This is a genomic window from Vibrio sp. Vb0937 (genome assembly GCF_033338855.1).
Genome location: NZ_JAWOTK010000001.1, coordinates 334,261 through 355,971, shown reverse-complemented (window position 1 = coordinate 355,971; position 21,711 = coordinate 334,261). Strand labels below are relative to the sequence as shown.

General features: G+C 44.3%; 26 protein-coding genes. 19 read left to right on the top strand and 7 right to left on the bottom strand.

The window, feature by feature from the left end:
• Positions 1 to 348 precede the first annotated feature (348 nt).
• From R7P67_RS01615 to lafA, 9 genes are all read left to right on the top strand, one after another.
• Positions 349 to 1,167, top strand: a complete 819-nt coding sequence (locus tag R7P67_RS01615) for a FliM/FliN family flagellar motor switch protein (protein ID WP_005375039.1) — start codon at positions 349 to 351, stop codon at positions 1,165 to 1,167.
• The gene (gene fliN / locus R7P67_RS01610) at positions 1,164 to 1,535 is read left to right on the top strand and encodes a flagellar motor switch protein FliN (RefSeq protein WP_005375038.1); all 372 of its coding nucleotides are present in this window, start codon (positions 1,164 to 1,166) and stop codon (positions 1,533 to 1,535) included. The genes R7P67_RS01615 and fliN overlap by 4 nt, the downstream gene beginning before the upstream one ends.
• A gap of 17 nt (positions 1,536 to 1,552) precedes the next feature.
• Complete coding sequence (gene fliP, locus R7P67_RS01605) at positions 1,553 to 2,311, top strand: flagellar type III secretion system pore protein FliP (RefSeq protein ID WP_005375037.1); 759 nt, start codon at positions 1,553 to 1,555, stop codon at positions 2,309 to 2,311.
• 12 nt (positions 2,312 to 2,323) lie between these two features.
• Positions 2,324 to 2,593, top strand: a complete 270-nt coding sequence (gene fliQ, locus R7P67_RS01600; protein ID WP_005375036.1) for a flagellar biosynthesis protein FliQ — start codon at positions 2,324 to 2,326, stop codon at positions 2,591 to 2,593.
• Positions 2,593 to 3,369 (top strand): flagellar biosynthetic protein FliR, encoded by a 777-nt coding sequence (gene fliR, locus R7P67_RS01595; protein ID WP_005375027.1) that lies wholly within the window; start codon positions 2,593 to 2,595, stop codon positions 3,367 to 3,369. The genes fliQ and fliR overlap by 1 nt, the downstream gene beginning before the upstream one ends.
• The gene (gene flhB, locus R7P67_RS01590) at positions 3,366 to 4,493 is read left to right on the top strand and encodes a flagellar biosynthesis protein FlhB (protein ID WP_005375025.1); all 1,128 of its coding nucleotides are present in this window, start codon (positions 3,366 to 3,368) and stop codon (positions 4,491 to 4,493) included. Before fliR ends, flhB begins: the two co-directional genes overlap by 4 nt.
• A gap of 31 nt (positions 4,494 to 4,524) precedes the next feature.
• On the top strand, positions 4,525 to 6,615 hold the full coding sequence (flhA, locus tag R7P67_RS01585; protein ID WP_005375024.1) for a flagellar biosynthesis protein FlhA: 2,091 nt from the start codon (positions 4,525 to 4,527) through the stop codon (positions 6,613 to 6,615).
• 19 nt (positions 6,616 to 6,634) lie between these two features.
• Complete coding sequence (locus tag R7P67_RS01580) at positions 6,635 to 7,405, top strand: EAL domain-containing protein (RefSeq protein WP_017633491.1); 771 nt, start codon at positions 6,635 to 6,637, stop codon at positions 7,403 to 7,405.
• A 301-nt stretch (positions 7,406 to 7,706) separates the two neighbouring features.
• Positions 7,707 to 8,558 (top strand): lateral flagellin LafA, encoded by an 852-nt coding sequence (gene lafA / locus R7P67_RS01575; protein WP_005375019.1) that lies wholly within the window; start codon positions 7,707 to 7,709, stop codon positions 8,556 to 8,558.
• Positions 8,559 to 8,628: 70 nt separating this feature from the next.
• Here lafA and R7P67_RS01570 read toward each other — a convergent pair whose 3' ends face one another.
• Complete coding sequence (locus R7P67_RS01570) at positions 8,629 to 8,916, bottom strand: hypothetical protein (protein WP_005375016.1); 288 nt, start codon at positions 8,914 to 8,916, stop codon at positions 8,629 to 8,631.
• A 416-nt stretch (positions 8,917 to 9,332) separates the two neighbouring features.
• Here R7P67_RS01570 and fliD point away from each other — a divergent pair, with 416 nt between their 5' ends.
• The 9 genes from fliD (at position 9,333) to R7P67_RS01525 (ending at position 15,964) form a co-directional block, all read left to right on the top strand.
• Complete coding sequence (gene fliD / locus R7P67_RS01565; protein ID WP_031781075.1) at positions 9,333 to 10,679, top strand: flagellar filament capping protein FliD; 1,347 nt, start codon at positions 9,333 to 9,335, stop codon at positions 10,677 to 10,679.
• A gap of 32 nt (positions 10,680 to 10,711) precedes the next feature.
• Positions 10,712 to 11,098: a flagellar export chaperone FliS gene (gene fliS, locus R7P67_RS01560; RefSeq protein WP_005375014.1), complete on the top strand. Its 387-nt coding sequence runs from the start codon at positions 10,712 to 10,714 to the stop codon at positions 11,096 to 11,098.
• Positions 11,082 to 11,402 carry a hypothetical protein gene (locus R7P67_RS01555; protein ID WP_005375013.1) on the top strand — a complete coding sequence of 107 codons (321 nt, stop codon included), beginning with the start codon at positions 11,082 to 11,084 and terminating at the stop codon, positions 11,400 to 11,402. Before fliS ends, R7P67_RS01555 begins: the two co-directional genes overlap by 17 nt.
• Positions 11,399 to 12,472 (top strand): flagellar hook-length control protein FliK, encoded by a 1,074-nt coding sequence (locus R7P67_RS01550; protein WP_318085860.1) that lies wholly within the window; start codon positions 11,399 to 11,401, stop codon positions 12,470 to 12,472. Before R7P67_RS01555 ends, R7P67_RS01550 begins: the two co-directional genes overlap by 4 nt.
• A 22-nt stretch (positions 12,473 to 12,494) precedes the next feature.
• Complete coding sequence (gene fliL / locus R7P67_RS01545; RefSeq protein WP_005375011.1) at positions 12,495 to 12,995, top strand: flagellar basal body-associated protein FliL; 501 nt, start codon at positions 12,495 to 12,497, stop codon at positions 12,993 to 12,995.
• A gap of 12 nt (positions 12,996 to 13,007) precedes the next feature.
• Complete coding sequence (locus R7P67_RS01540) at positions 13,008 to 13,736, top strand: FliA/WhiG family RNA polymerase sigma factor (RefSeq protein ID WP_005375008.1); 729 nt, start codon at positions 13,008 to 13,010, stop codon at positions 13,734 to 13,736.
• A 10-nt stretch (positions 13,737 to 13,746) separates the two neighbouring features.
• Positions 13,747 to 14,604 carry a flagellar motor stator protein MotA gene (motA, locus tag R7P67_RS01535; RefSeq protein WP_005375006.1) on the top strand — a complete coding sequence of 286 codons (858 nt, stop codon included), beginning with the start codon at positions 13,747 to 13,749 and terminating at the stop codon, positions 14,602 to 14,604.
• Positions 14,604 to 15,599, top strand: coding sequence for a flagellar motor protein MotB (locus R7P67_RS01530; protein ID WP_262653265.1), 996 nt, complete (start codon positions 14,604 to 14,606; stop codon positions 15,597 to 15,599). Before motA ends, R7P67_RS01530 begins: the two co-directional genes overlap by 1 nt.
• A 77-nt stretch (positions 15,600 to 15,676) precedes the next feature.
• Positions 15,677 to 15,964, top strand: coding sequence for a hypothetical protein (locus R7P67_RS01525; RefSeq protein WP_005375002.1), 288 nt, complete (start codon positions 15,677 to 15,679; stop codon positions 15,962 to 15,964).
• Here the strand turns inward: R7P67_RS01525 and R7P67_RS01520 are convergent.
• From R7P67_RS01520 to R7P67_RS01505, 4 genes are all read right to left on the bottom strand, one after another.
• On the bottom strand, positions 15,961 to 16,179 hold the full coding sequence (locus R7P67_RS01520; protein ID WP_065275490.1) for a DUF6500 family protein: 219 nt from the start codon (positions 16,177 to 16,179) through the stop codon (positions 15,961 to 15,963). The genes R7P67_RS01525 and R7P67_RS01520 overlap by 4 nt on opposite strands.
• A 10-nt stretch (positions 16,180 to 16,189) precedes the next feature.
• On the bottom strand, positions 16,190 to 16,567 hold the full coding sequence (locus R7P67_RS01515) for a PH domain-containing protein (RefSeq protein ID WP_005386881.1): 378 nt from the start codon (positions 16,565 to 16,567) through the stop codon (positions 16,190 to 16,192).
• Between the two features lie 112 nt (positions 16,568 to 16,679).
• Positions 16,680 to 16,895, bottom strand: coding sequence for a TIGR02450 family Trp-rich protein (locus R7P67_RS01510; RefSeq protein ID WP_005374999.1), 216 nt, complete (start codon positions 16,893 to 16,895; stop codon positions 16,680 to 16,682).
• A 138-nt stretch (positions 16,896 to 17,033) separates the two neighbouring features.
• Complete coding sequence (locus tag R7P67_RS01505) at positions 17,034 to 17,507, bottom strand: HPP family protein (RefSeq protein WP_064369614.1); 474 nt, start codon at positions 17,505 to 17,507, stop codon at positions 17,034 to 17,036.
• A gap of 98 nt (positions 17,508 to 17,605) precedes the next feature.
• On the opposite strand from R7P67_RS01505, the gene R7P67_RS01500 reads away from it, so the two are divergent.
• Positions 17,606 to 18,151 (top strand): TetR/AcrR family transcriptional regulator, encoded by a 546-nt coding sequence (locus R7P67_RS01500; RefSeq protein ID WP_262653263.1) that lies wholly within the window; start codon positions 17,606 to 17,608, stop codon positions 18,149 to 18,151.
• Positions 18,152 to 18,235: 84 nt separating this feature from the next.
• On the opposite strand, the gene R7P67_RS01495 is transcribed toward R7P67_RS01500, so the two are convergent.
• The gene (locus R7P67_RS01495) at positions 18,236 to 20,674 is read right to left on the bottom strand and encodes a formate C-acetyltransferase/glycerol dehydratase family glycyl radical enzyme (protein WP_318085859.1); all 2,439 of its coding nucleotides are present in this window, start codon (positions 20,672 to 20,674) and stop codon (positions 18,236 to 18,238) included.
• Between the two features lie 2 nt (positions 20,675 to 20,676).
• A complete protein-coding gene (locus R7P67_RS01490) occupies positions 20,677 to 21,618 on the bottom strand; it encodes a glycyl-radical enzyme activating protein (RefSeq protein WP_318085858.1) in 942 nt (313 codons plus the stop codon).
• Positions 21,619 to 21,711: the final 93 nt, after the last annotated feature.

The window sequence follows — 21,711 nt, the reverse complement described above, 5'->3', positions numbered from 1 at the left end:
TTACAAAACGCTCAAGAGAGCACGCTTAGCCTCCAATGGAAGCTTTAAGCATAAAAAACAGTATCTTATAATTTATTTATTTGAAGTTGTTGTTACGCCATAAAGGCAATTTAAAAAATCTATAACAACTAAAACGCTCAACATTGTTATTTTATTTATTAAGCGATTTATAAAGAAAACTAACTCTTTTTAAATTTCATTAAAAGATTATGACTATATGAACAAAGCAACATGTGAACTAAAGTCACAATCTTAGAGTTTGGAGCTAAAAGATCATTAAAATTTCTGTGTAGACTACACGCCATTAAGTTAAAACACTTTCGATTGTTAACGCACGGTAAAATATAAATGGAAAATAGAGTTAGCGAGCCTATTTCTGATAGTCAACTACTTGATGTAGAATTATTAGGCAAACCTATTCATATCATTCGTGAGAAGCTCGATAATTTAATTTCAGAATCTTGCTCAAACCTTACGACTGAATTACAAAATTGGCTCAGCACAGGAAAAGTGGAAGCTAGCTTAACCTCAGTAGACTTGCACCGCTTTACATCGGTTGAGATGGACAAAGAGCAAACGTCGACCTATCAACATCAGGAAGGCGGCATGGTATTCATCCATGGTAACCCTCACACGCTAATAAAGTTGGCTGATAGATTTTATGGTGCAAGTGCAGAGCGTTCAGCCGCTACTCTGACGGCCAGTGACTTACGTTTACAAGAGCGCATCAGTCGAATCATCATCGGTTGGCTTGCTCCTGGTGAAATGTGGGACACGGGTGAGTATGAGACCCCTAGAGGTATTGGCATTAACGTTCAATTAAACATTGCGTTTGACGATCATCAAGGCTCAATTCATCTCAAGCTAGATGGTCATCTTATTCAAACGCTAATCGAGCAGCTTGAACTGCAGCCTGATACCGATTTGTTTCAACCTTTCTGTCGTTCTTTAGAGACGACCCCCGTTCGACTGAACGTTGTTCTAAGTAAAAAGAAGATGCCTTTAAGTGATGTGGTTGGCTTACAACCCAACGATATTTTACCTATTGAGCTTCTTAACACGGTTCCAGTAAGCATTGGCAACCAATCTCTATTTACAGGTCGTATTGCCGAGCAAGACGGCCAACTTGTTTTGATCTTTAACCCTGATAAGGAACCGCAGCGATGAGCGAAGCGCTAGAAACTAATGCATTCGACGCAGAAGAACTGAACTTTGATGATTTTCAATTAGAAGACTTTGAAGCCGAAGATACGCTCCAACAAGAACCAGCCACTGCGGAACGTGACCTTAGCTTTTTCAAAAGCATTCCTGTCACAGTCACGCTGGAAGTTGCGAGTAAGGAGATCCCACTTGGGGACTTAATGAAAGCAGGTGAAGGCACGGTTATCGAGTTGGAAAAGCTCAATGGCGAGCCTTTAGACGTGAAAGTAAACGGTTCTCTTATGGGCCACGCTGAAGTTGTCGTTGTCAATGATAAGTATGGACTTCGTCTGATCGATGTACATGACTCTGCATTGAGTGGCGTTGGTCAATAATCTTAGGTAGGCACACAATGAAAAATCTGAGCGCTTGGCACCGTTGGTTACCTCTTTTGGTATTGGTGTCACTTTTGTTTGCTTTCCCAACAATGGCGGCTGACAACGGCTTAACTATCTTGTCCGTTTCTGATGGCGACACACAACAAGAATACAGCGTTAAACTGCAAATTCTGTTGTTGATGACGGCGCTCAGTTTTCTTCCAGCATTTATTTTGATGGCGACGAGCTTTACTCGAATTGTCGTTGTCCTTGCGATTTTGCGCCAAGCTCTTGGTCTTCAACAAAGCCCACCTAACAGAGTGTTGGTCGGGATCGCTCTCGCATTGACGTTGCTGATTATGCGCCCTGTCTGGAGCGATATTTATGAAAATGCGTTTCAGCCATACGACAACGGCGAAATCACGCTAATACAGGCTTTTTCTGTTGCAGAGAAACCAGTGAGAGAGTTCATGCTGGCACAGACGCACCAAAGCTCTCTTGAACAAATGTTACGTATTGCCAATGAGCCTCTCGACCAAAACGTTGAGGATATTTCATTTGCCGTTGTCTTGCCTGCATTTGTCATTAGTGAACTAAAAACCGCCTTCCAAATTGGTTTTATGCTTTTCATCCCGTTTTTGGTCATCGACTTGGTTGTCGCCAGTGTCCTGATGGCAATGGGTATGATGATGCTATCACCTTTAATTGTCTCACTTCCCTTTAAGTTGGTGGTATTTGTACTCGTGGATGGTTGGGCAATGACAGTTGGCACCTTATCTGCCAGCTTCGGTTAACTAGGAGCAGTTATGACCCCAGAACTAACCGTAACGTTATTTTCCGATGCAGTATGGCTGATCATTTTGATGGTTGCCGTATTGGTTGTTCCAGGCTTAATTGTCGGTTTGTGTATCGCCGTATTTCAGGCTGCCACACAAATCAACGAGCAAACACTCAGCTTTTTGCCACGTTTGCTCGTTACCTTATTAATGGTGATTTTTGCAGGTCACTGGATGCTCCGTAAGATCATGGAACTGTTTGATTTCTTGTTCCACAACATACCAGGGATGATTGGCTAATGGCCATCACATTTGCAGAGCTCTCGGCGATACTCGGTCAACTCTGGTGGCCGTTTTTTCGTGTGGGAGCCGTATTTATTTCAATGCCTTTCTTTGGTGATGCGATTATTCCTGTTTGGGTTCGTACTTTACTGGCCCTCTCGATCGTTGTCATTACTGGACCGTTAATGCCACCCATGCCACAAGTCGAGTTATTCTCTATGACTTCCCTGTTCCTTGCTTTTGAGCAAGCTATTTGGGGGGTAATGTTTGGGTTAATTTTGCACATGCTCTTTAACGTTTTCACCATGCTTGGTCAGGTGATTTCTCTGCAAATGGGCTTAGGTATGGCGATGATGAATGATCCTATTAACGGGCTTTCTGTCGCCATTTTGGGACGCATATTTCTGATTTTCTCAACCTTGTTGTTTCTTGCGCTAGAAGGACACTTACTCGTCATAGATATCGTGATTCAAAGCTTTGTTGTTTGGCCAGTCGGATCTGGTATCACATCGCTTTCTCTGCAAGGTGTTGTCAATATTTTCGGTTGGATGTTTGCCTCTTCACTCGCTTTGGCTTTGCCCGCTATTGTTTCCATGCTTCTAGCCAACATCAGTTTTGGTGTAATGAACCGAGCCGCACCATCACTTAATGTCTATGCGTTAGGTTTTCCTATGACGATGCTGCTGGGTCTATTCAGCGTATTAATCTCAGTTTCTGGTGTTCCTGGTCGCTACACGGCGCTCGTTCACGACACCATTAGACACTTGAGTAACTTTATGTTGGGGGGAGCATGAGCGATCAATCTTCTCAAGACAAAACTGAAAAAGCCTCACCGCAGAAGGTAAAGAAAGCCCGCCAGGAAGGACAAATTCCTCGCGCGAAAGAGTTTACTACTGCGGTTATATTTCTAGCGGTGGCGCTCTACTTTTACTCTCAGCTTAATAGTATTTGGGAAAGCATGTCGGGGATCTTTCGCTACAACATGATGCTGACGCGAGCCGACCTAGAAAATCCTAAACAACTTGTCGAGCAATTGGGACAAAGTTTAGCGGTCATCATCGACATGCTATTACCATTGTTTACCGTCATTATTATCGTGACCTGTGGTAGTAGCCTTGTGCTAGGCGGCTGGATGTTCCGTCCAGCGAACGTGATGCCAAAGCTGAGCAAAATTAATCCTTTGAGCGGGATAAAGCGCATTTTTTCGACACGTTCGGTGGTTGAGCTCTTAAAGTCGACGTTCAAAGTAGCCGTCATCTTCGGCATCTTATATGGCTACTTAGACAACCACTTACAGCCATTACTTGGCATGCAAAATCTCCCGCTCAGCCAAGGTTTTTCTCTAGTAATGTCAATTCTGTTTGAAGGCTTACTCTTAATGGGCTTTGCATTGTTGTTATTTGGGGTTATCGACATTCCTTATCAGCGTTGGGAACACCTAAAAGAACTCCGCATGACGAAACAAGAATTGAAAGAGGAATTTAAAAATAATGAAGGTCGTCCGGAAGTAAAGCAACGTATTCGTCAAATACAGCAACAGTTTGCGCGCCGTAAGATCGATAAAATGGTGCCGACGGCTGACGTGATCATCACAAACCCAACGCACTACGCAGTCGCACTGAAATACGAGCCTTCGCTTTCTGACGCGCCCTTTGTCGTCGCAAAAGGCGTAGACGAAACTGCTATGCACATTCAACGTATCGCCCGAGAAAACAAAGTGGAAATCATTAACTCCCCGCCACTTACCCGTTCGATTTATCACACGACGGCGATTGAACAAGCAATCCCAAGCCAACTGTACATCGCAGTGGCACATATTCTTACTTACGTTTTGCAATTGAAAGCCTTTCGTAAAGGTGAGGGAAAAGAGCCAATTCCTTTACCTCATTTTTCGATTCCAAAACATTTGCAGCACTGATTAACCCGCGTTTATCCAAGGACACGAAAGTATGCTTAACCGGTTAAAACAACTTCAAACATCAACCAAAGGCTACGTTGGCATTCCAATCGTCTTGCTAATGATATTAGCAATGGTGATTCTTCCTTTGCCTCCTCTGCTACTGGATGCGCTGTTTACCTTTAATATCGTCTTAGCAATCCTAGTATTACTGGTCAGCACAACCGCAAAGCGACCATTAGATTTTTCTGTTTTTCCAACTATTTTGCTGGTCGCAACATTATTACGTCTCACATTGAACGTGGCTTCTACGCGAATTGTACTCTTAGAAGGACATAATGGTGGTGACGCAGCGGGTAAGGTCATTCAAGCATTCGGTGAAGTCGTCATTGGCGGTAACTACGTCGTTGGTATGGTGGTGTTCGTCATCTTGATGATCATCAACTTCGTCGTAATCACCAAAGGTGGTGAACGTATTTCTGAGGTTTCAGCCCGCTTTACGTTGGATGCTTTACCAGGCAAACAAATGGCAATTGATGCCGACTTAAACGCTGGCCTTATCGATCAGGAAACGGCTCGCTTACGCCGTAAAGAAGTCGCCAACGAAGCCGATTTTCATGGTTCGATGGATGGTGCATCAAAGTTTGTGCGTGGCGATGCCATCGCAGGTTTGTTGATTCTGTTTATCAATATCATTGGTGGTATTAGTATTGGTGTCTTCGAGCATGGACTCGCTGCGTCTGACGCCTTTAAAACTTATGCCCTACTCACAATCGGTGATGGTCTAGTTGCTCAAATTCCTTCACTACTATTGGCAACGGCTGCCGCGATTATCGTTACGCGAATTAATGATAGCGATAATGGCATGTCGGAAACCATGCAAAAGCAATTACTGGCAACTCCTGCAACGCTATTTACTGTCGCAGGTATTATGGCGGTAATCGGTATGGTACCGGGTATGCCACACCTAGCCTTTTTTGCGTTTGCTGGCGCATTAGCGTTCGCAGGGTGGCGTCAAACCAAGAAGCCAGTGCAAGACTCCCAGATTGAAGAGGTCGAAGCACTTTCACAAGCGATGCAAGACGATGATACACCGCTGACATGGGATGATATTCCTCACGTCCAAACATTATCACTTGCGCTTGGTTACCGACTCGTCCATCTAGTCAACAAAGAACAAGGGGCTCCTTTATCACAACGTATCCGCGGTGTGCGTCGAAACCTTTCTGAACAAGTTGGCTTTTTATTACCTGAAGTTCGTATTCGTGACAACCTAAGCCTCAAGCCAAACCAATACACAATTTCTCTAAATGGCGAAGTCATTGAGCAAGGTTTTATTGAACCAGAGCGTTTAATGGCGATAGCGGTTGGCGAAACTTACGGTGAGGTAGATGGCATTTTGGGTAGCGATCCTGCTTATCAGTTGCCAGCTGTGTGGATTGAGCATCAAGATAAAGCAAAAGCACTTAATATGGGTTACCAAGTTGTCGATGATGGCACTGTTATTGCCACTCATATTAGTAAAATCATGAAGACAAACCTTGCAGAATTGTTTACGCACGACGATGTGGAAGCAATAACCCAGCGTTTGACACAACAAGCCCCGAAACTAGCAGAAGCATTAGCAGCAGCACTTAATCCAGCGCAGCAGCTGAAAGTATATCGTCAGCTTTTATTGGACCAAGTTCCGCTAAAAGATATTCGCACGATTGCCAACACAATGTTGGAATCCGCGGAAAATACAAAGGACCCGATCCTACTTGCATCTGATGTGCGCTGTGCACTAAAGCGTACGCTTGTTAACTTAATTGCAGGACAAAAGAACGAGTTAAATGTCTACGCACTGTCTGATGAGCTAGAACAAATGCTACTAACTTCACTGCAACAAGCACAATCTTCTGGTACGGTAACACTAGATAGCTTCCCAATTGAGCCAAACATTCTTGGTCAGTTCCAACAAAACTTACCACTGATCAGACAACAGCTTAAACAACAGGGGCTACCTCCGATCCTTCTCGTTATGCCACAGCTGCGCCCTCTTCTAGCGCGTTACGCTCGCACATTTACACAAGGGCTGGCAGTATTGTCTTACAACGAAATCCCAGAAAACAAACAAATCAATGTGGTAGGAAACCTTGGTTAATCTTATTTCAACACATGCGATGTACGAACATTTGGTTGGTCTCGCAGTACAACACATCGTCACGGATGACGATCAATTAGTCTTTGATGCTTTAAAACACAATGATGTCCAACACGCATGCCAAGCAATTAGGGAAGCTCAATCAGGGGAAGTAGAATTCCAACACCTGACGTTGAGATTTGGTATGCGTGGAGAACAAAGTGTCTATCAATTCAAACTCTCTGAACAAATGCAGTACTGCCTGGATTTGTTCAGCCTTTACCTTGCACTAAGACAAACACAATTTCAGTTAGAAGCCTTTCATCACGACTTGATTAGTAATGTTGTCGTGCCGATTCGCGTGGATGCATTACTTTGGGAGCCTGGGGTTTATTTTCTCGAACAGACGATTCAATTCCACTCTTCTGCTTTTCAACACGTGATTCCTTCTCTTCAAGCTGATGAAACGTTATGTGATAGTGATAAAGTCGCCACACTCACCAAAAAGTTAAAAGAGAATGCATATTCACTTTGGTTTGAAGTCGCGACATCGCAAGTGAACTTCGAGCGCGTCGCAGACTTTAGTCCCGATATGATCAAATTGTCAGTCACACTAGAGGATAAAGAAGAAAGACACGCTTTCCTACCTATTGCTAAGTTCTTAAGAAAGCATAAATATACTTGGGTTGCCGGACGTGTAGCGAGTCAAACGGAACTTAACCGCTATCGTTTATTGGGTGCCAGTTATTATTTTGGTTATTTCAGCGATATCCCAACCTCTCTCTCCTTTCAGTCTTTTGATGAGGAATAGTTGAAACTCAACCATTTATATTTAAAACAGCACGATTTATTCGTGCTGTTTTTTTATTTATAACGGATAACCACAAGATCATTGGGCAATAGTTTCTTTAACTTAACTAAAAAATTTAGGCTTATATGATGATTTTCTCGGTTTTCATGGAATACAAATCACTAAAAATCATCAATTTTTATCTTTTTTAGAAATTTTTTAATTTTCAAATTAATCATTAAAGCCGACCGACCGCCTCTAGTTAGTGACAAGGGAATATCCCGAGGCCTGAAAGATATAGTGACTAACTAAGGAGACTAAGATGGCTTTATCAATGCACACTAACTACGCTTCGCTTGTAACTCAAAACACAATGAACACAACAAGCGGACTTCTAAACACAGCAATGGAACGTCTAAGCACAGGCTACCGTGTGAACTCAGCTGCTGATGACGCTGCTGGTCTTCAAATTGCTAACCGTCTAGAAGCGCAAACACGCGGCATGTCAGTAGCAATGCGTAACGCACAAGACGGCATCTCTATGATGCAAACTGCTGAAGGTGCGATGGATGAAATGACAAACATCGTTTACCGTATGAACGACCTTGCTACACAATCGTTGAACGGTTCAAACAGTGCAACAGACCGTGCGTCTCTTAACAAAGAGTTCACACAGCTTACTGCAGAACTAAACAACATCGTAGACAACACTAAGTTCGGTGGTCAAAACCTTCTTAAAGGCGGCGGCTTCGGTGCAGGTGACGTAACATTCCAAATCGGTGCATCTTCTGCTGAAACATTGACTGTAAGCGCAAGCGCAGGTATCGGTGAAATCACTACTATCCTTGCTGATGCAGCAATTACAGATGGTATCGATGACGCGACTAAAGCAAAAGCAGCACTAGACAAAATCAGCGGCGCTGACGGTCTAGTAGAAAAAATTGGTAGCTCTCGTGCAGACTTCGGTGCGAACATCAACCGTCTTGAGCACACTATGGCTAACCTTGGTAACATGGTAGAAAACGTTACAGCATCTAAAGGTCGTATCATGGATACAGACTTTGCAGTAGAGTCTTCAAACATGACTAAGAACCAAATGTTGATGCAAGCAGGTACAACTGTTCTGTCTCAAACTAACCAGCTTCCAAGCATGGCAATGTCACTACTACGCTAATTACTTAGTTAATAGTGCGCTTAATTTAAATCGTCTTAATTATAAAGCCTTCCTATGGAAGGCTTTATTTTTATCTACGAATATAAATAGAGCTCGTATTATCTTTGTGAGATTCAGGCACTCTGAATCCGAATTTCAACATAATATTAAATAAAACCTTATTAAACAGTTCTAATTCTATCGTCTCTAATTTGCTTCCTATTTTACTATCTCTAAGTTCAGGAAAATTGAACTTAGCTTCCTTTAAGATACTAGCTATCTCATCAGAATTGATGCTCTGTTTACTTAATAGTTTTTTGTTAATGAACTCTTCATATGCACGAGCACATTTCATCAATCGCAACGCAAATTCATTCATAACTGACATTCTTTGAAACGTAAAAAATTTAATTTTTAGTGAGAACACTTGCACATCGCACTATCAAAAATAATATCAGAACGCAATTAATGCACTCTGTAAGAATTATCTGAATCAAGCTGAAGTAAAGGCTGAATATAACGTCTAATTAAAACATCTCTCCTAATTAGAACCGTCAATACAATTAAATATTTTCTTTGTTTAGGTCGCCTTTTCTTATAAGGAAATTACTTTTTCCATGGAGGAAGGCGGAACAAACAAGGTGGAAACACCACTTCCTCCCAAGAAAACAAAATAGCTTTAAACCTTTGTTTTAATTGAATTTAATATACGGCACGCATCTTGCCACTGATAATTAAACTAAGGCGTAGCATTCAAAGTATTCAAGCCAATAAGAGATGAGAGGAGCACACCTCATGAGTTCTTTAGACCCAGTAAAAATGGCAACCCAATTCGCACAATTGGACACAAACCCATTCAAAAACCGTTACCAAGCGCAAGCTAATGTGTACCAGTCACAACTGTCAGCTTTTAATAAAGTTGAAAGCGCACTACGTGATTTTCGTACTGCAATGAAAGAGATGAATAACAGCACAAACAGCATCATCAAAAACAGTGCGACACTCTCTCAAGAAGGTAACTTTACTGCAAACGCGGATGCTAAAGCGCTAACGGGTAACTATCAGATTTTTGTAGAAAAAGTGGCAACGGCGCATCAAGTATCTACAGGAATGCCTGCAGACCTTGAGGCGACGACAGAAGTACCAACAACTGGATCTTTAGAATTCACCATCAACGGTGAAACAATGACTCTAGACTTGTCCTCCGTTGATGTTAATGGTGACGGCACTGCAACGATCAGTGATTTAGCCAGTGCGATTAACAATCACACGGATAACCCTGGCGTTAACGCCACTCTAGTTCGCTCGAATGGTCAAACACACTTTATGCTATCGAGCACTGAGACTGGTGTCGAAAATAAGATCAACGTATCTGCAACGGGTACTGGCCAAGCGTGGTTTGAAGACGCCTTCACCAACCTCAAGCAAATTAACGCTCCGCAAGATGCGGTTATGTGGCTAGGTGCAAAAGACTCAGGCCTGAAACTAACCAACGCAAGTAATACTTTTGAAGGTGTCATCGACGGTGTTGACATTACCGTATCTAAACCGCAAGCCGCGGGAGATTCGCCAATCGGCTTAAAAATCGGAGCTGATAGCGAAGGCACTAAAGAACAACTAGATAAGTTTGTGGAAACCTACAATGCCCTTGTTTCGACTATCGATCAGTACACCCAAATTGGCGGTGAAGATCAGAAACGCGGCGTGCTCGCTAGCGACTCGACATTGCGTTCTATTGAGAGTCAGTTAACGGGGTTAATCCGAGGTGAACACAATGGTATGCGCCTAAGCGAAATCGGCGTGAGCCTAGACCGCAACGGTAAAATGAAAGTTGATCAAGAAAAGTTCAAAGAAGCTCAACAAACAAATAGCGCAGGCTTAGAGGCGTTGTTTAATGGGGATGACGCTTTGCTAGATTCTCTTGACGCGATGGTAGAGCCTTTCTTGAAGTTCTCATCAGGTACCTTCAGCACGCGTAAAGACGCAATACAGTCAAGCTTAGACCGAATCAAAGATAAACAAACCAATTTAGAGCGTAAGTACGAAATGTCGTACAACCGCTATCTCAAACAATTCACTCAAATGAATTCAATTATGACCCAAATGAACCAAACCATGTCCATGTTTAATGCTCAAAAATAAGACATTTGGTTCCAAATTTAGGAGAAATATTCATGCTTATGGATTCTGGTTACGATTCGTACCAACAAGTCGATCTCGACGCTCAAGCGGCAGCAGCAAATCCACACCAATTAGTCATCATGTTAATCGATGGCCTACTCGATGAAGTTGAACGTATTCGCGGCCACCTAGCCGCAAATCGTTTGGCCGAGAAAGGGAATGGAATCAACAAATGCATGAACATCTTGATTGGACTAACAAGTGCTCTAGATGATGAAAACGGCGGTGAAATTGCGGAAAACCTACGCCAGCTTTATGACTTCTGCCAAGTCGAACTTTATTACGCTAGCGTGCAAAACGATGCAAATCGCTTGGTTAACGTTGAGCGTGTAATGGGTAACATTCGTGAAGGTTGGATGAATTTTGGACAACAAGCATAAAGTATCGCCAGAGCGATTCCGTCATTTATCTCAGCTCATCCAGTTCGCCGCAAAAACGGCCGATTGGCATGCGCTCAAGCGGTACGACTTGCAGTTGCGAGAGCTTTTGATCAGTCACAAGCCTTTTTTGAAAGATCCTAAGCTTGCACCTGAAATCCAGCGAGCGAAAACAGTGCACGCTAATGCCTTCGCAGTATTAGAGAAGTCGACCAACGAGTTGAAAAAAGAGATGAACATGGTCAATGACCATCAAGAACGCGCTATGGCCTATCAATTAGCAATGACCATGGAGCTAACTCAATGATCATACCTTCTTCAACTCAGCACTCGGGTAATTCGCCAGCTAACAATGAGGGTCACATCAAGCAAGCGAACTCGGTACACGGCTTTTCTCATGGTTTTAAATCAGGGAACAAGCAGAATGGTGAGCAAGACTTTAACTCTGCGTCAGCGGTACCGAGTTTTCACCTTACGGCCTCTACTTTGAACAACGCAAACAAAGTACAAAGTCATGGTTTTGAGACTGATGACCGCTCAGCTTCAGATCCGGATGCCAACTTGACCAGTACACCAGGGTTAACAGAATCGACTGATCTTGCAGCGCAAGCTCAAGCTTTAACCCAGGGTATGATTACCATGGCAGAGAAGCAGGCTGAGAAACTAGGAAAAGCGTCATCTTTAATGACTGCGAGCGAAGTTAAGTCTGTTACTCAAGATTCGTCTAACGCTATGTTAAACACATCATCAAAACAAGATGTGAAGCAAAGTCTGCCGACTTCATCGAGTTCGCGTTTGCCTATCTCCGGTGCTGAGTTTCAAACTCTTTTGAATCAACCTGTTCAAGGGCAACCAACCGCATCTCTACTTCAAGCACAAGCTCCTACAACACAATCTGCACATTCACCGGTTGCGACGAGTCATGTTCAAGCTCAAGGCTCTGAGTGGGCAGCGGTGCGTGTTGATACCACTGCCGGAAAGTGGGGGGAGCAAATGATGCAAGTATTACATGATCGCGTGACGCTCCAAGCTCAACAAAATGTACAAGAAGCAAAAATCCGCCTAGACCCACCAGACTTAGGGAAATTGGATTTACTTGTACGTGTTGAAGGTGACCGATTGAGTGTCCACATCAACGCCAATGCCGCAGCAACACGAGAAGCTTTAATGCAAGTTTCGGAACGATTGCGTACTGAGTTACAAGAGCAAAACTTCGTTCATGTCGATGTCAATGTTGGCTCTGATCAAAACCAAGGTCGAAATGACCCACATGCAAACGAAGAAGACGCCAATATTTTCGCCGCACGAGAATCTGGTGCATTCCAAACCACGACAACAACTAACTATTCAGAACACTGGCTAAGCACTCAAGCTTAGTGAATCTTCGAGGAAAAAGGTTATGACCAAACAACAAATGATCGCCCTGTTTATCGCCATGATCATCACCAGTGCCCTCGTTTCGGCCGTCACAATTATGGGCGGAATCTGGTACTTAAACAAACACGCTCAAGAGTCACCTGACTCTGGTTCACTGATCGAAGACTCTCCACTGTCTTTTTTGGTCACAGAACAACCGACAAGTAAAGGTCCTAGCTTCCATCCTTTGGACAAAGTCGTTTTGACCGTTAAAGGCAAGAAACAGACTCACTTTGTGATGCTAGAACTGGCAATTGAGACACGCCGTCCAGAGCGTATCAAAGAGATCGATGAATACATGCCTATGGTACAAAACTCTCTATTAAAACTGTTTAGCGACAAAACGTTTGATCAGTTACAGCAAGCGGGTGCCATCGATATTCTGCAAGACGAAGTAAAGCAAACGCTTCTACTCGCTTTTGCTAAAACAGACATCGTCCGAGAAATCGACGATGTTTTGTTGACTAAATATGTTGTGCAATAACGGAGCACAACCATGTTAGACATGAATGTACAAGACACTTACACCACAGAAGAGGAAGTGACAACACCGTCACGACCAATTGATGAAAACGCATTGCTACAACGTCATCAGGTCATGGTAAAACGCGTAGTTAACCAGCTGCGCGTTCATGCCACTTCTCACTGTAGTATTGAAGATATGCAGCAGATAGGCCTTATCGCTCTAGTCGAGGCTGGACGCCGATATGGCGATGTTGACGATCCTCACTTTCCTGCTTTCGCCGTTTGTCGAGTTCGGGGAGCTATTTTAGACGAATTACGCCGACTAGATTGGCGTTCACGTAAGACTCGTCAACAAGCCCACGAGCTCAACGACGTGACTCGAGATCTCACTCGAACGTTAGGTCGAATGCCAACGGATGCCGAAATCATCCAGGCTTTAGGGACGAATGAGCAAGATTATTACAACCGCCAAAATGCCGCTCTCGCAGGCGAGATGCAAAGCCTTGACCAACTGATGGAGAGCAGCGGTGATAGCTACATTGGCGGGCAATACGATGGCATGGAACATGAACATATTCGTCGTAGTTTAGACAGTGCTTTGGGTAAATTACCTAAGCGCGATCAACTGCTCCTGACTCTGTTCTATCAACATGAACTCAACTTACACGAAATAGCTCTGGTATTGGATCTGACACCACCTCGTATATGTCAGCTTCACAAACAAGCGCTGAAACAACTCAACCAATTAATGTCCTCTTAGGAGTCACAAGATGCAAAAGTTTTTTGGAGTGCTCACTATCCTGGTGTGCGTCTTCGGTGGATATATGTGGGCCGGTGGTAGCTTAGGTGCTATCTGGCAGCCAGCCGAATTCCTTATCATTATTGGCGCCGCTGCTGGTTCTTTGATCATCGGTAATCCGCCTCATGTACTGAAAGAAATGCGTCGCCAAGTGCCAGCGACCATTAAAGGTCCAACAGAAGAGCATGAGTACTACATGGAATTAATGGCACTACTCAACAACTTGCTAGAGACAGCGAGAAACCGCGGATACAAGTTTCTGGATTCTCATATTGAGGCTCCGGAGCAAAGCTCTATGTTCCTCGCTTACCCGACGATCGCAGAAGATCATCGCCTAATTTCTTTCATTACTGACAATTTACGTTTAATGGCAATGGGACAGATGTCGCCTCATGAATTAGAGGGACTGCTAGAGCAAGAAATCGAAGCAATACAGAACGAAATGCTTTTACCTTCACGCTCACTACAGCGTACAGCAGAAGCACTACCTGGCTTCGGTATTCTTGCAGCAGTTGGTGGCATCATTATCACCATGCAAGCTATTGATGGCTCAATCGCTATGATTGGGTATCACGTTGCGGCAGCTCTCGTTGGTACATTCATTGGTATTTTCGGTTGTTACTGTGGCTTAGATCCACTAAGTAACGCCATGGCTCAGCGAGTAAAACGTAATATGACTGCTTTTGAGTGCGTTCGTGCAACCTTGGTTGCCTACGTAGCGAAAAAGCCGACATTGCTCGCCATTGACGCTGGTCGTAAACATATTCAGCTAGACATCAAACCAACATTCAACCAAATGGAGAAGTGGTTAGCTGAACAGGAGGGATAATGCAAAAACAAGAGCATGTAGTGTTCAAACGTGCCAAAGTATACAGCCATGATGAGTCGTCTCATGGCGGCGCGTGGAAAGTCGCGTTTGCTGACTTCATGATCGCCCTAATGGCGCTGTTTCTTGTACTTTGGGTTATGCAGGTGGTAGACAAAGAAGAGCGTAAAGCGATTGTTGCCCACTTGCATAGTTCAAGCGTATTCGACAAGAGTTACGGCAACCCATTTGATACGTCACAAAGTATTTCTCCTATCGACTTGGCACAGGACTCTTCTGTGCCAAGTAAACACAACTCCAACCATGTAGTAAGCTCTTACTTTAAAGGTGATGGGGATGGACCAGAAATTGATTCTTTGATTCCTGGTAACTTCGATACTCAAGAGCAACTTGCCGCACTAGCGAAAGTAATTGAGCAAATGACTGCCCAAATTAATGCGCAGGGAAATGTAAACGTCACGGTGACACCACAAGGTTTGCGTATCGTCCTTCAAGATGATTACAAACAGCATATGTTCAGCCGTGGTGGTGCAGAACTTACTCCTTTTTTTGAAGATTTACTGCTCGCACTAGCACCTGTATTTCATCGTGTTAACAACCCTCTGATCATCAGCGGACACACAGATGCAATTCCATTTAAAAAGCGTTTTGGTCGTCAATCTAACTGGGCGTTATCAGCCTCTCGAGCAGACGTAGCAAGAAATACGTTAGTTGAAGGCGGTATGCCGGATGATAGAGTAATGCAGGTAACGGGTATGTCAGATAGAGCGCTGCTTAATCCTGATGAGCCAGATTCTAGCGAAAACCGTCGTATTGAGCTGTTTGTTTTAGCGACTCCTGCCGCTAAAGTGCTTGAGACCCTTTTTGGCAACCACCAAGAAAGCGAACTGCAAAAAGCGAAAGAGAAGGCTGAATTCAACCAACCAGTCATTCGTCAAGAAGTCATCAATTACTCCGGCGATACCGCCACCAGCGAAGTAAAAATTCAAGAATTATAATCTTAAAAGGTCACCACTCTGATGGTGACCTCTCTAACCAAAGCCTCTGTTACTGTGACTTTTTAGTTGAGTTCTATATGCACATAACATCATCCGAAAAAAGAAAAAGCGACTTACTAAAGAAAGCCTTTTTATGGCTCATTGTCTTCGATTACCTTTTATTGGCGTTTTTCTTAACTCAGCTATCAAGTATGACACTAAACAGCGGAACCATGATCAGCTTGTTACTTGTTGTTTATAACGTCTTACTTGTTTCGCTATGCTTTCAACGAACCAACAAGCAGGACTCTTACATTATCTACCCTGTTTTGTCCGCAACGTTATTAGCATTTGTCTGCTTTCTTTACTTCTTTTTTTTAATTTAGCTCCCCGACTCGACCATTGATTTTATTTTTACTGCTTTTTCGAAGTGGTCGAGCTGATGAGTCTGAATCCACCACGTAGCCGCTTCCATCAACAGCTCTGGGTCATCATTTTTATTAGCGAAAAACGCATAAAAAGAGAGACCAACCAATTCACCTTTACTCGCGATCTTTTTGTCACAGATCTCTATAATTTTGTCTCTCAGCGAAGCTCTCATTTCTAATCCCTTAACCTAGTACATACTCACTAACCATACGGTTGAAAGAAATCAAATCAAACGAGCCTTTAATTTCAAAACGCACTCTTCCCACCTCACTCATGAAGAACTCGATTTCACAATCCAAATCAAAAGTACCAGAGGTCTCGATAGAAAATGCATTGATCTTACTGTAAGGCAAAGAAGTGTAATCCACTTTTGAGCCGGTAATCCCTTGCACATTTGCCGCTATCACTCGCTTGTTCGTAAACACCACTTGGTCACGAACTGTTTTAAAAGCAGCGAAAATAGTCTCACCATCAATCAAGAACTTAAGGAAGTCTTCTCTGGCATTAGAAACGTCAATCGGCTTAAGCTTAAATACAGAGGAATTGTCGAAATCAATCATAATTAATCCTTTGAGTGGGCGTTAGAACGATTTATCAACGTATCAGATAGCACCACTTTTGCCTACTCGCAACACACGTTTCTGCTTGATTCGCCCAACAACGAAGCGTCACTCACTTCCACCCTTGCATCCATTGCTCAGAGTCTTTTAGGTCTTGCCAGTTCATCTCTCGGTCGCGTTTACTCATGACTGCCTCGATGACACATCTCACAACGTTACCATCTTCATCTAGTTCCATTTCCGTCACGACAAAATGCTTCTCTTTGTTTTTAGGTGAAATTGCCGTCCATTTACTGTGCAATAGTTTCTTAGGGTGGATTCTGTTCATCGCATTGTACCAATTTAACTACCATGTTGATGTATACGACTGAATACCAAGAGAGAATCAGATTTTGTTTTTGCAAAACGACAAAAGATAAAACCGCAAAAGAGATCACTCCCTTTCGCGGCTCTAACTACAATCCGACTAGGTCTTCTGACCATTCAGTCGAGGGTTTAAGTACTGACTTTGTAGCAACTGTAACCCTTTACCGACCAGAACAATCACTATCGCGCCAATCAGGACAGGCGTGAAGAGAAAACTCCATCCCTGCCCAGACGCCATGATCAAAATTGGATTTGCACCCGCAGGTGGATGAGTGGTCTTCGTAATCAGCATCGCAGACACACCCAGCCCCGTCGCAATCGCGAGCGTGACCGGCGTGACATCAACATACTGGCTAAACGCAATACCGATAGAGGCCGTGATGAAGTGACCAATGATCACGTTTTTGGGTTGAGCAAGAGGGCTGCCTGGCACCCCAAACACCAGTACTGCGGTAGCACCAAATGGTGCCATCAGGAGTACAACCTCCGTCAGTGATACCTCAGCGTAGGACAATACGCCAATAGCCAACGTAGCGCCAAGCCCGGCAACCAACGATAAAATTAAATTATTCATAAACACCTCAAAGTAGACCGAATTGTCTACAAAATAAAATAGACAAATCTGTCTACCTTTGTCAATATGTGTTTATGGAACTTTTTGAGGACATAGTTATGAACAAAAAGAAACAGTTATTGATCGACACAGCTTTGTCACTGTTTTACAAACAAGGCATAAACTCTATTGGCATCAATGAAGTTCTCAATGTTTCCGGCGTGGCTAAACGCACGCTATATAACCATTTTGAGAGCAAAGAAGCGCTTATCATCGCCGCATTAGAACAACGCCACCAAATATTTATGGAATGGTTGGAGGAAAAGCTTTCTTCAGCACAAACGAGCGCGGAGGTGATCGATCAGTTATTTACAGCACTCAACGGCTGGTTTCATGGCTCTGAAGAAAAGTTGGGCGAGTTTCGCGGTTGCTTTTTCATCAATACGTCCGCGGAATTCAGTGACGACAGTGGCGAGATCGCAACGTATTGCCGCTACCATAAGCAGCAAGTCAGAGAGCTAATTCAACGCTATCTCAAATCAGACAACGCTGCATTACTTGATGCCATTTGCATCATGAAAGAGGGCGCGATCACTACCGCTTACATGACGAAAGAGTACGACAGCATCACGAAGAAATGCGTGACCATTTTGCACAAGCTTTAATGCGGTCAGGTATAGTCATTTGCGGATTAAGTATTCAAACGAAAGGCACCAATCGGTGCCTTTCGTTTTAGTTAGTGAGTGTACTTACAGCTCGTGCTCAGTACGTGCGATGATGTCGTCTTGCGCATCTGGTGATAGCGCGGTGAAGAAGGCTGAGTAGCCTGCAACTCGCACAACAAGATCACGATATTGCTCCGGGTTCTTCTTCGCAGCTAGCAAGGTCTCACGAGAGACGATGTTGTACTGCACGTGCCAGCCTTTGTGGTGGTTGAAGAAGGTGCGAATCAACATAGAGAGCTTGAGCTTATCCCCTTCAGACTCAACCGCCGCCGGGCTTAACTTCTGGTTAAGCAGCACGCCACCCAAGATCTTATTCGCTTGGATCTTACCGACCGAGTTGTACACAGCTGTTGGACCTAAACGGTCTGAGCCAGACGACGGGCTTGCACCTTCTGCCAATGGCGTTTTCGCTTTGCGGCCGTCTGGCGTTGCCATGGTTGAAGCACCAAATGGGACGTTTGCCGAGATACTTGATGTACCTGCGTAGTAACCGCCGCCAATTGGACCACGCCCATGACGCGTATTAACAAACTGCTCTAGCTCATCAATGTACACTTGGTACGCGTCTGCCAATAGTTGGTCTACCGCGTCATCATCGTTACCGTATTTTGGTGCAAAGTTGATAAGACGTTGGCGAAGCTGTTCGTTCTCCATGCCATCGAAATCTTCTGCTAATGCTTTTGCTAGCTGTTGTTGTGAGATAAGGGGCTGGGTGATTTGCGCATCATCGAAAACAAGGTGCTTGATGGCAGCTAGGCTGTTACCCAAGTTCGCGATACCGACTTGCAAGCCAGATACCCAATCGTATTTCGCGCCGCCTTCTTTCACGGTTTTACCGCGAGCCAAACAGTCATCCACCAGCGTTGAACAGAAGATGTCTTGTGCTTGCTGTTCAAGCACGCTGTCGACGACTGTATCAATCTCAATCGATTTACGGGTGTAGTAGCGGATTTGCTCTGCCCAAGAAGCCGTCACTTGCTCAAAGTTCTCAAAGTTACCTTTTGCTAATGACTTATCGTGCGGCAAGAAGGCTTTACCCGTTGTTGCATCCACACCTTCGTTCAATGAAGCGAGCAGGATACGAGCGAAGTTAATGAAGCTCATGCCCGTACAACGGTAACCCCATTTGCCCGGAACTGCGGTCTCGATACAGCCGATAGATGCGTAGTTGTACGCGTCTTCTTTCTCTACGCCAAGCTTGATGAATTCAGGAATAACAATCTCATCGTTGTTGAACGCTGGCATACCGAAGCCACATTTAATCACTTCGATACAACCCATTAAGAACTCTTGGTTCAAACCTTCGTGGTAGCGCACACTCAAGTTAGGTTGCGTCGAACGTAACTGACCGCAAGATTCCAGAATCGCCCAAGAAAGTGGATTCACTGCGTCTTCAGGCTCACCCTTTTCATTCAACTTCTGACCGCCGATACACACGTTTTGGTACAGCGGAGAACCTGCCGATGCTTTTGAGTGCGCGCCAGAGCGAATCTTGTTTACTTCAAGCAGCTTCAACCAGCAGCTTTGTAAAAGCTCTAGTGCAAAGTCTTTTTCAATAGCGCTGTTTTCGATATCGCGAACATAAAATTCGTTTAGGAATTGGTCCATACGACCGAAAGAAACCGAGTGACCATTCGATTCGATTTGTAGCATCAACTGAACAAAGTAGCTCAACTGCAGTGCTTGCCAGAAGTTTTCTGGTGCGTGGCTCGCGACATGACGACAGTTTGCCGCAATGCTTTCTAACTCAGCTTTGCGTAGCGGGCGCGTCTCTTCTAACGCCATTTTTGCCGCCAATTCAGAGTAGCTCACTATGTGGTCTTGAATCGCAAGCAGCACGATTTCGACCGACTTGTAGAACTGCTCTTTCTTCAAGCCTTCAAAGGTCGAAACATCATTGTTAGCACGGTGCTGACGAACATCCTCTAGCAAACCGTTCATGCCTAGCTTAAGGATTTTCTCGTTATCCACCGCTAGGTGCGCGTCACCCGAAGTCATGTTGCCTTCGGCTTTAATGATGGTGCTGGCTAAGATTTCTTGCTGCTCATCAGTGAACAAGCCATAACAACGGTCTTGAACGGTTTTACCACGCCAATACGGTGTGATGCTGTGAATGCTTTGCTTATCTTCTTCAGTAACAGCAAAGCCTGCACCAGGACGGTCGGCTAGCTCATCAATTTCCGCTTCAATCCAACGTACAGTGTATTCTGGGAAAATAGGCGCAGCGCGCACTTTGCTCGCTTGGTTACCGACGATCAATTCATCGTGTTTAATCCAAATCGTACGAGTGCGTAAGTGCTCTTGCAGTGCTAGTGCACGTTGGACAATCACAGGTTTGTCTTCGTTTGCTTGATAAGCACGAGTGTATGCCTCTGCACGCTCGGTACAGACAGGTGGCGTAACGATATTTACCAGTGCCGATTTGTGCGCTTTGATACGCTCAGGAAGGTAATTTAGGTCCATAGTTAACCTCTTACAATCACGTTAAGTTGGGTGTTTTCGCTTGCGTATTGCATGGCGCTTTCTAGCAGTTCTGGTTTGTTTAATGGCTTGTCAGAACACTCGTAAGGCATATCGAGCAAACGGTATTTATTGATGCCGAGCGTGTGGTACGGCAGCAAGTGAAGTTCTTGGCAGCTTTCTAGTGAAGCCGCAAAATCGATGATGTCTTTCAACTCTTCGATGGTGTCATTGAACCCCGGCACCACGGGAACGCGAATCACAATGCGTTTCGCGATAGGTGCCAGTTTTCGGAAATTGTCTTTGATGCGTTTTAGTGAACCTTTCGCCCAGCTAAGAAACTTTTCTTCGTCGGTGTGTTTTAAATCCGCCAACCAGCAATCGATATGCGGCGCGGCTTTTTCGACGTTCTTCCACGGCACATGCATGCACGATTCAATAGCGGTAGAGACTTGGTTGTCATGCAGACGCTGTGCGAGTTCTGCTACCAAATCGGCTTGCATGAGTGGCTCACCACCGGAGAAAGTCACGCCACCTTGGCTTTGGTCGTAGAAAGGTTTGTCTTTCATCAAGGTGTCGAACAACATGTCTGATTTCGCCTCTTCACCGCAGACAGTCAGTGCTTGCGTAGGACAGACGTCTCGCAGCGCGATCAGTTGGTCTTCTTTGATGGCTTTGCGATTGATGATGATCTGGTTGTCGATACGTTGAATACCATCACCCACCGTTTCACTATCCGCTGTAGATTGAGTTGTGGCTTGATAAGCAGAAACGCACAGTTGGCAATCTTCCATGCAGCTTCGCTGATCAAACAACAGTGAGTGCTTTTCGCTGCGACTTTCTGGGTTTTGACACCAAGGACAAGACAAGCTGCATCCTTTAAGAAAAAGAATGGAACGAATGCCATCGCCATCATGGGTAGAGAATCGTTGAATATTGAAATACATCTCTGCTTGCCTCTTGGTCTGTGCTACCGCTGTGTACTTAATCCGTTTCTTGCTGGTTAAGTCTTATGAGCGGCTTTTCTGTTTTCTAACTGA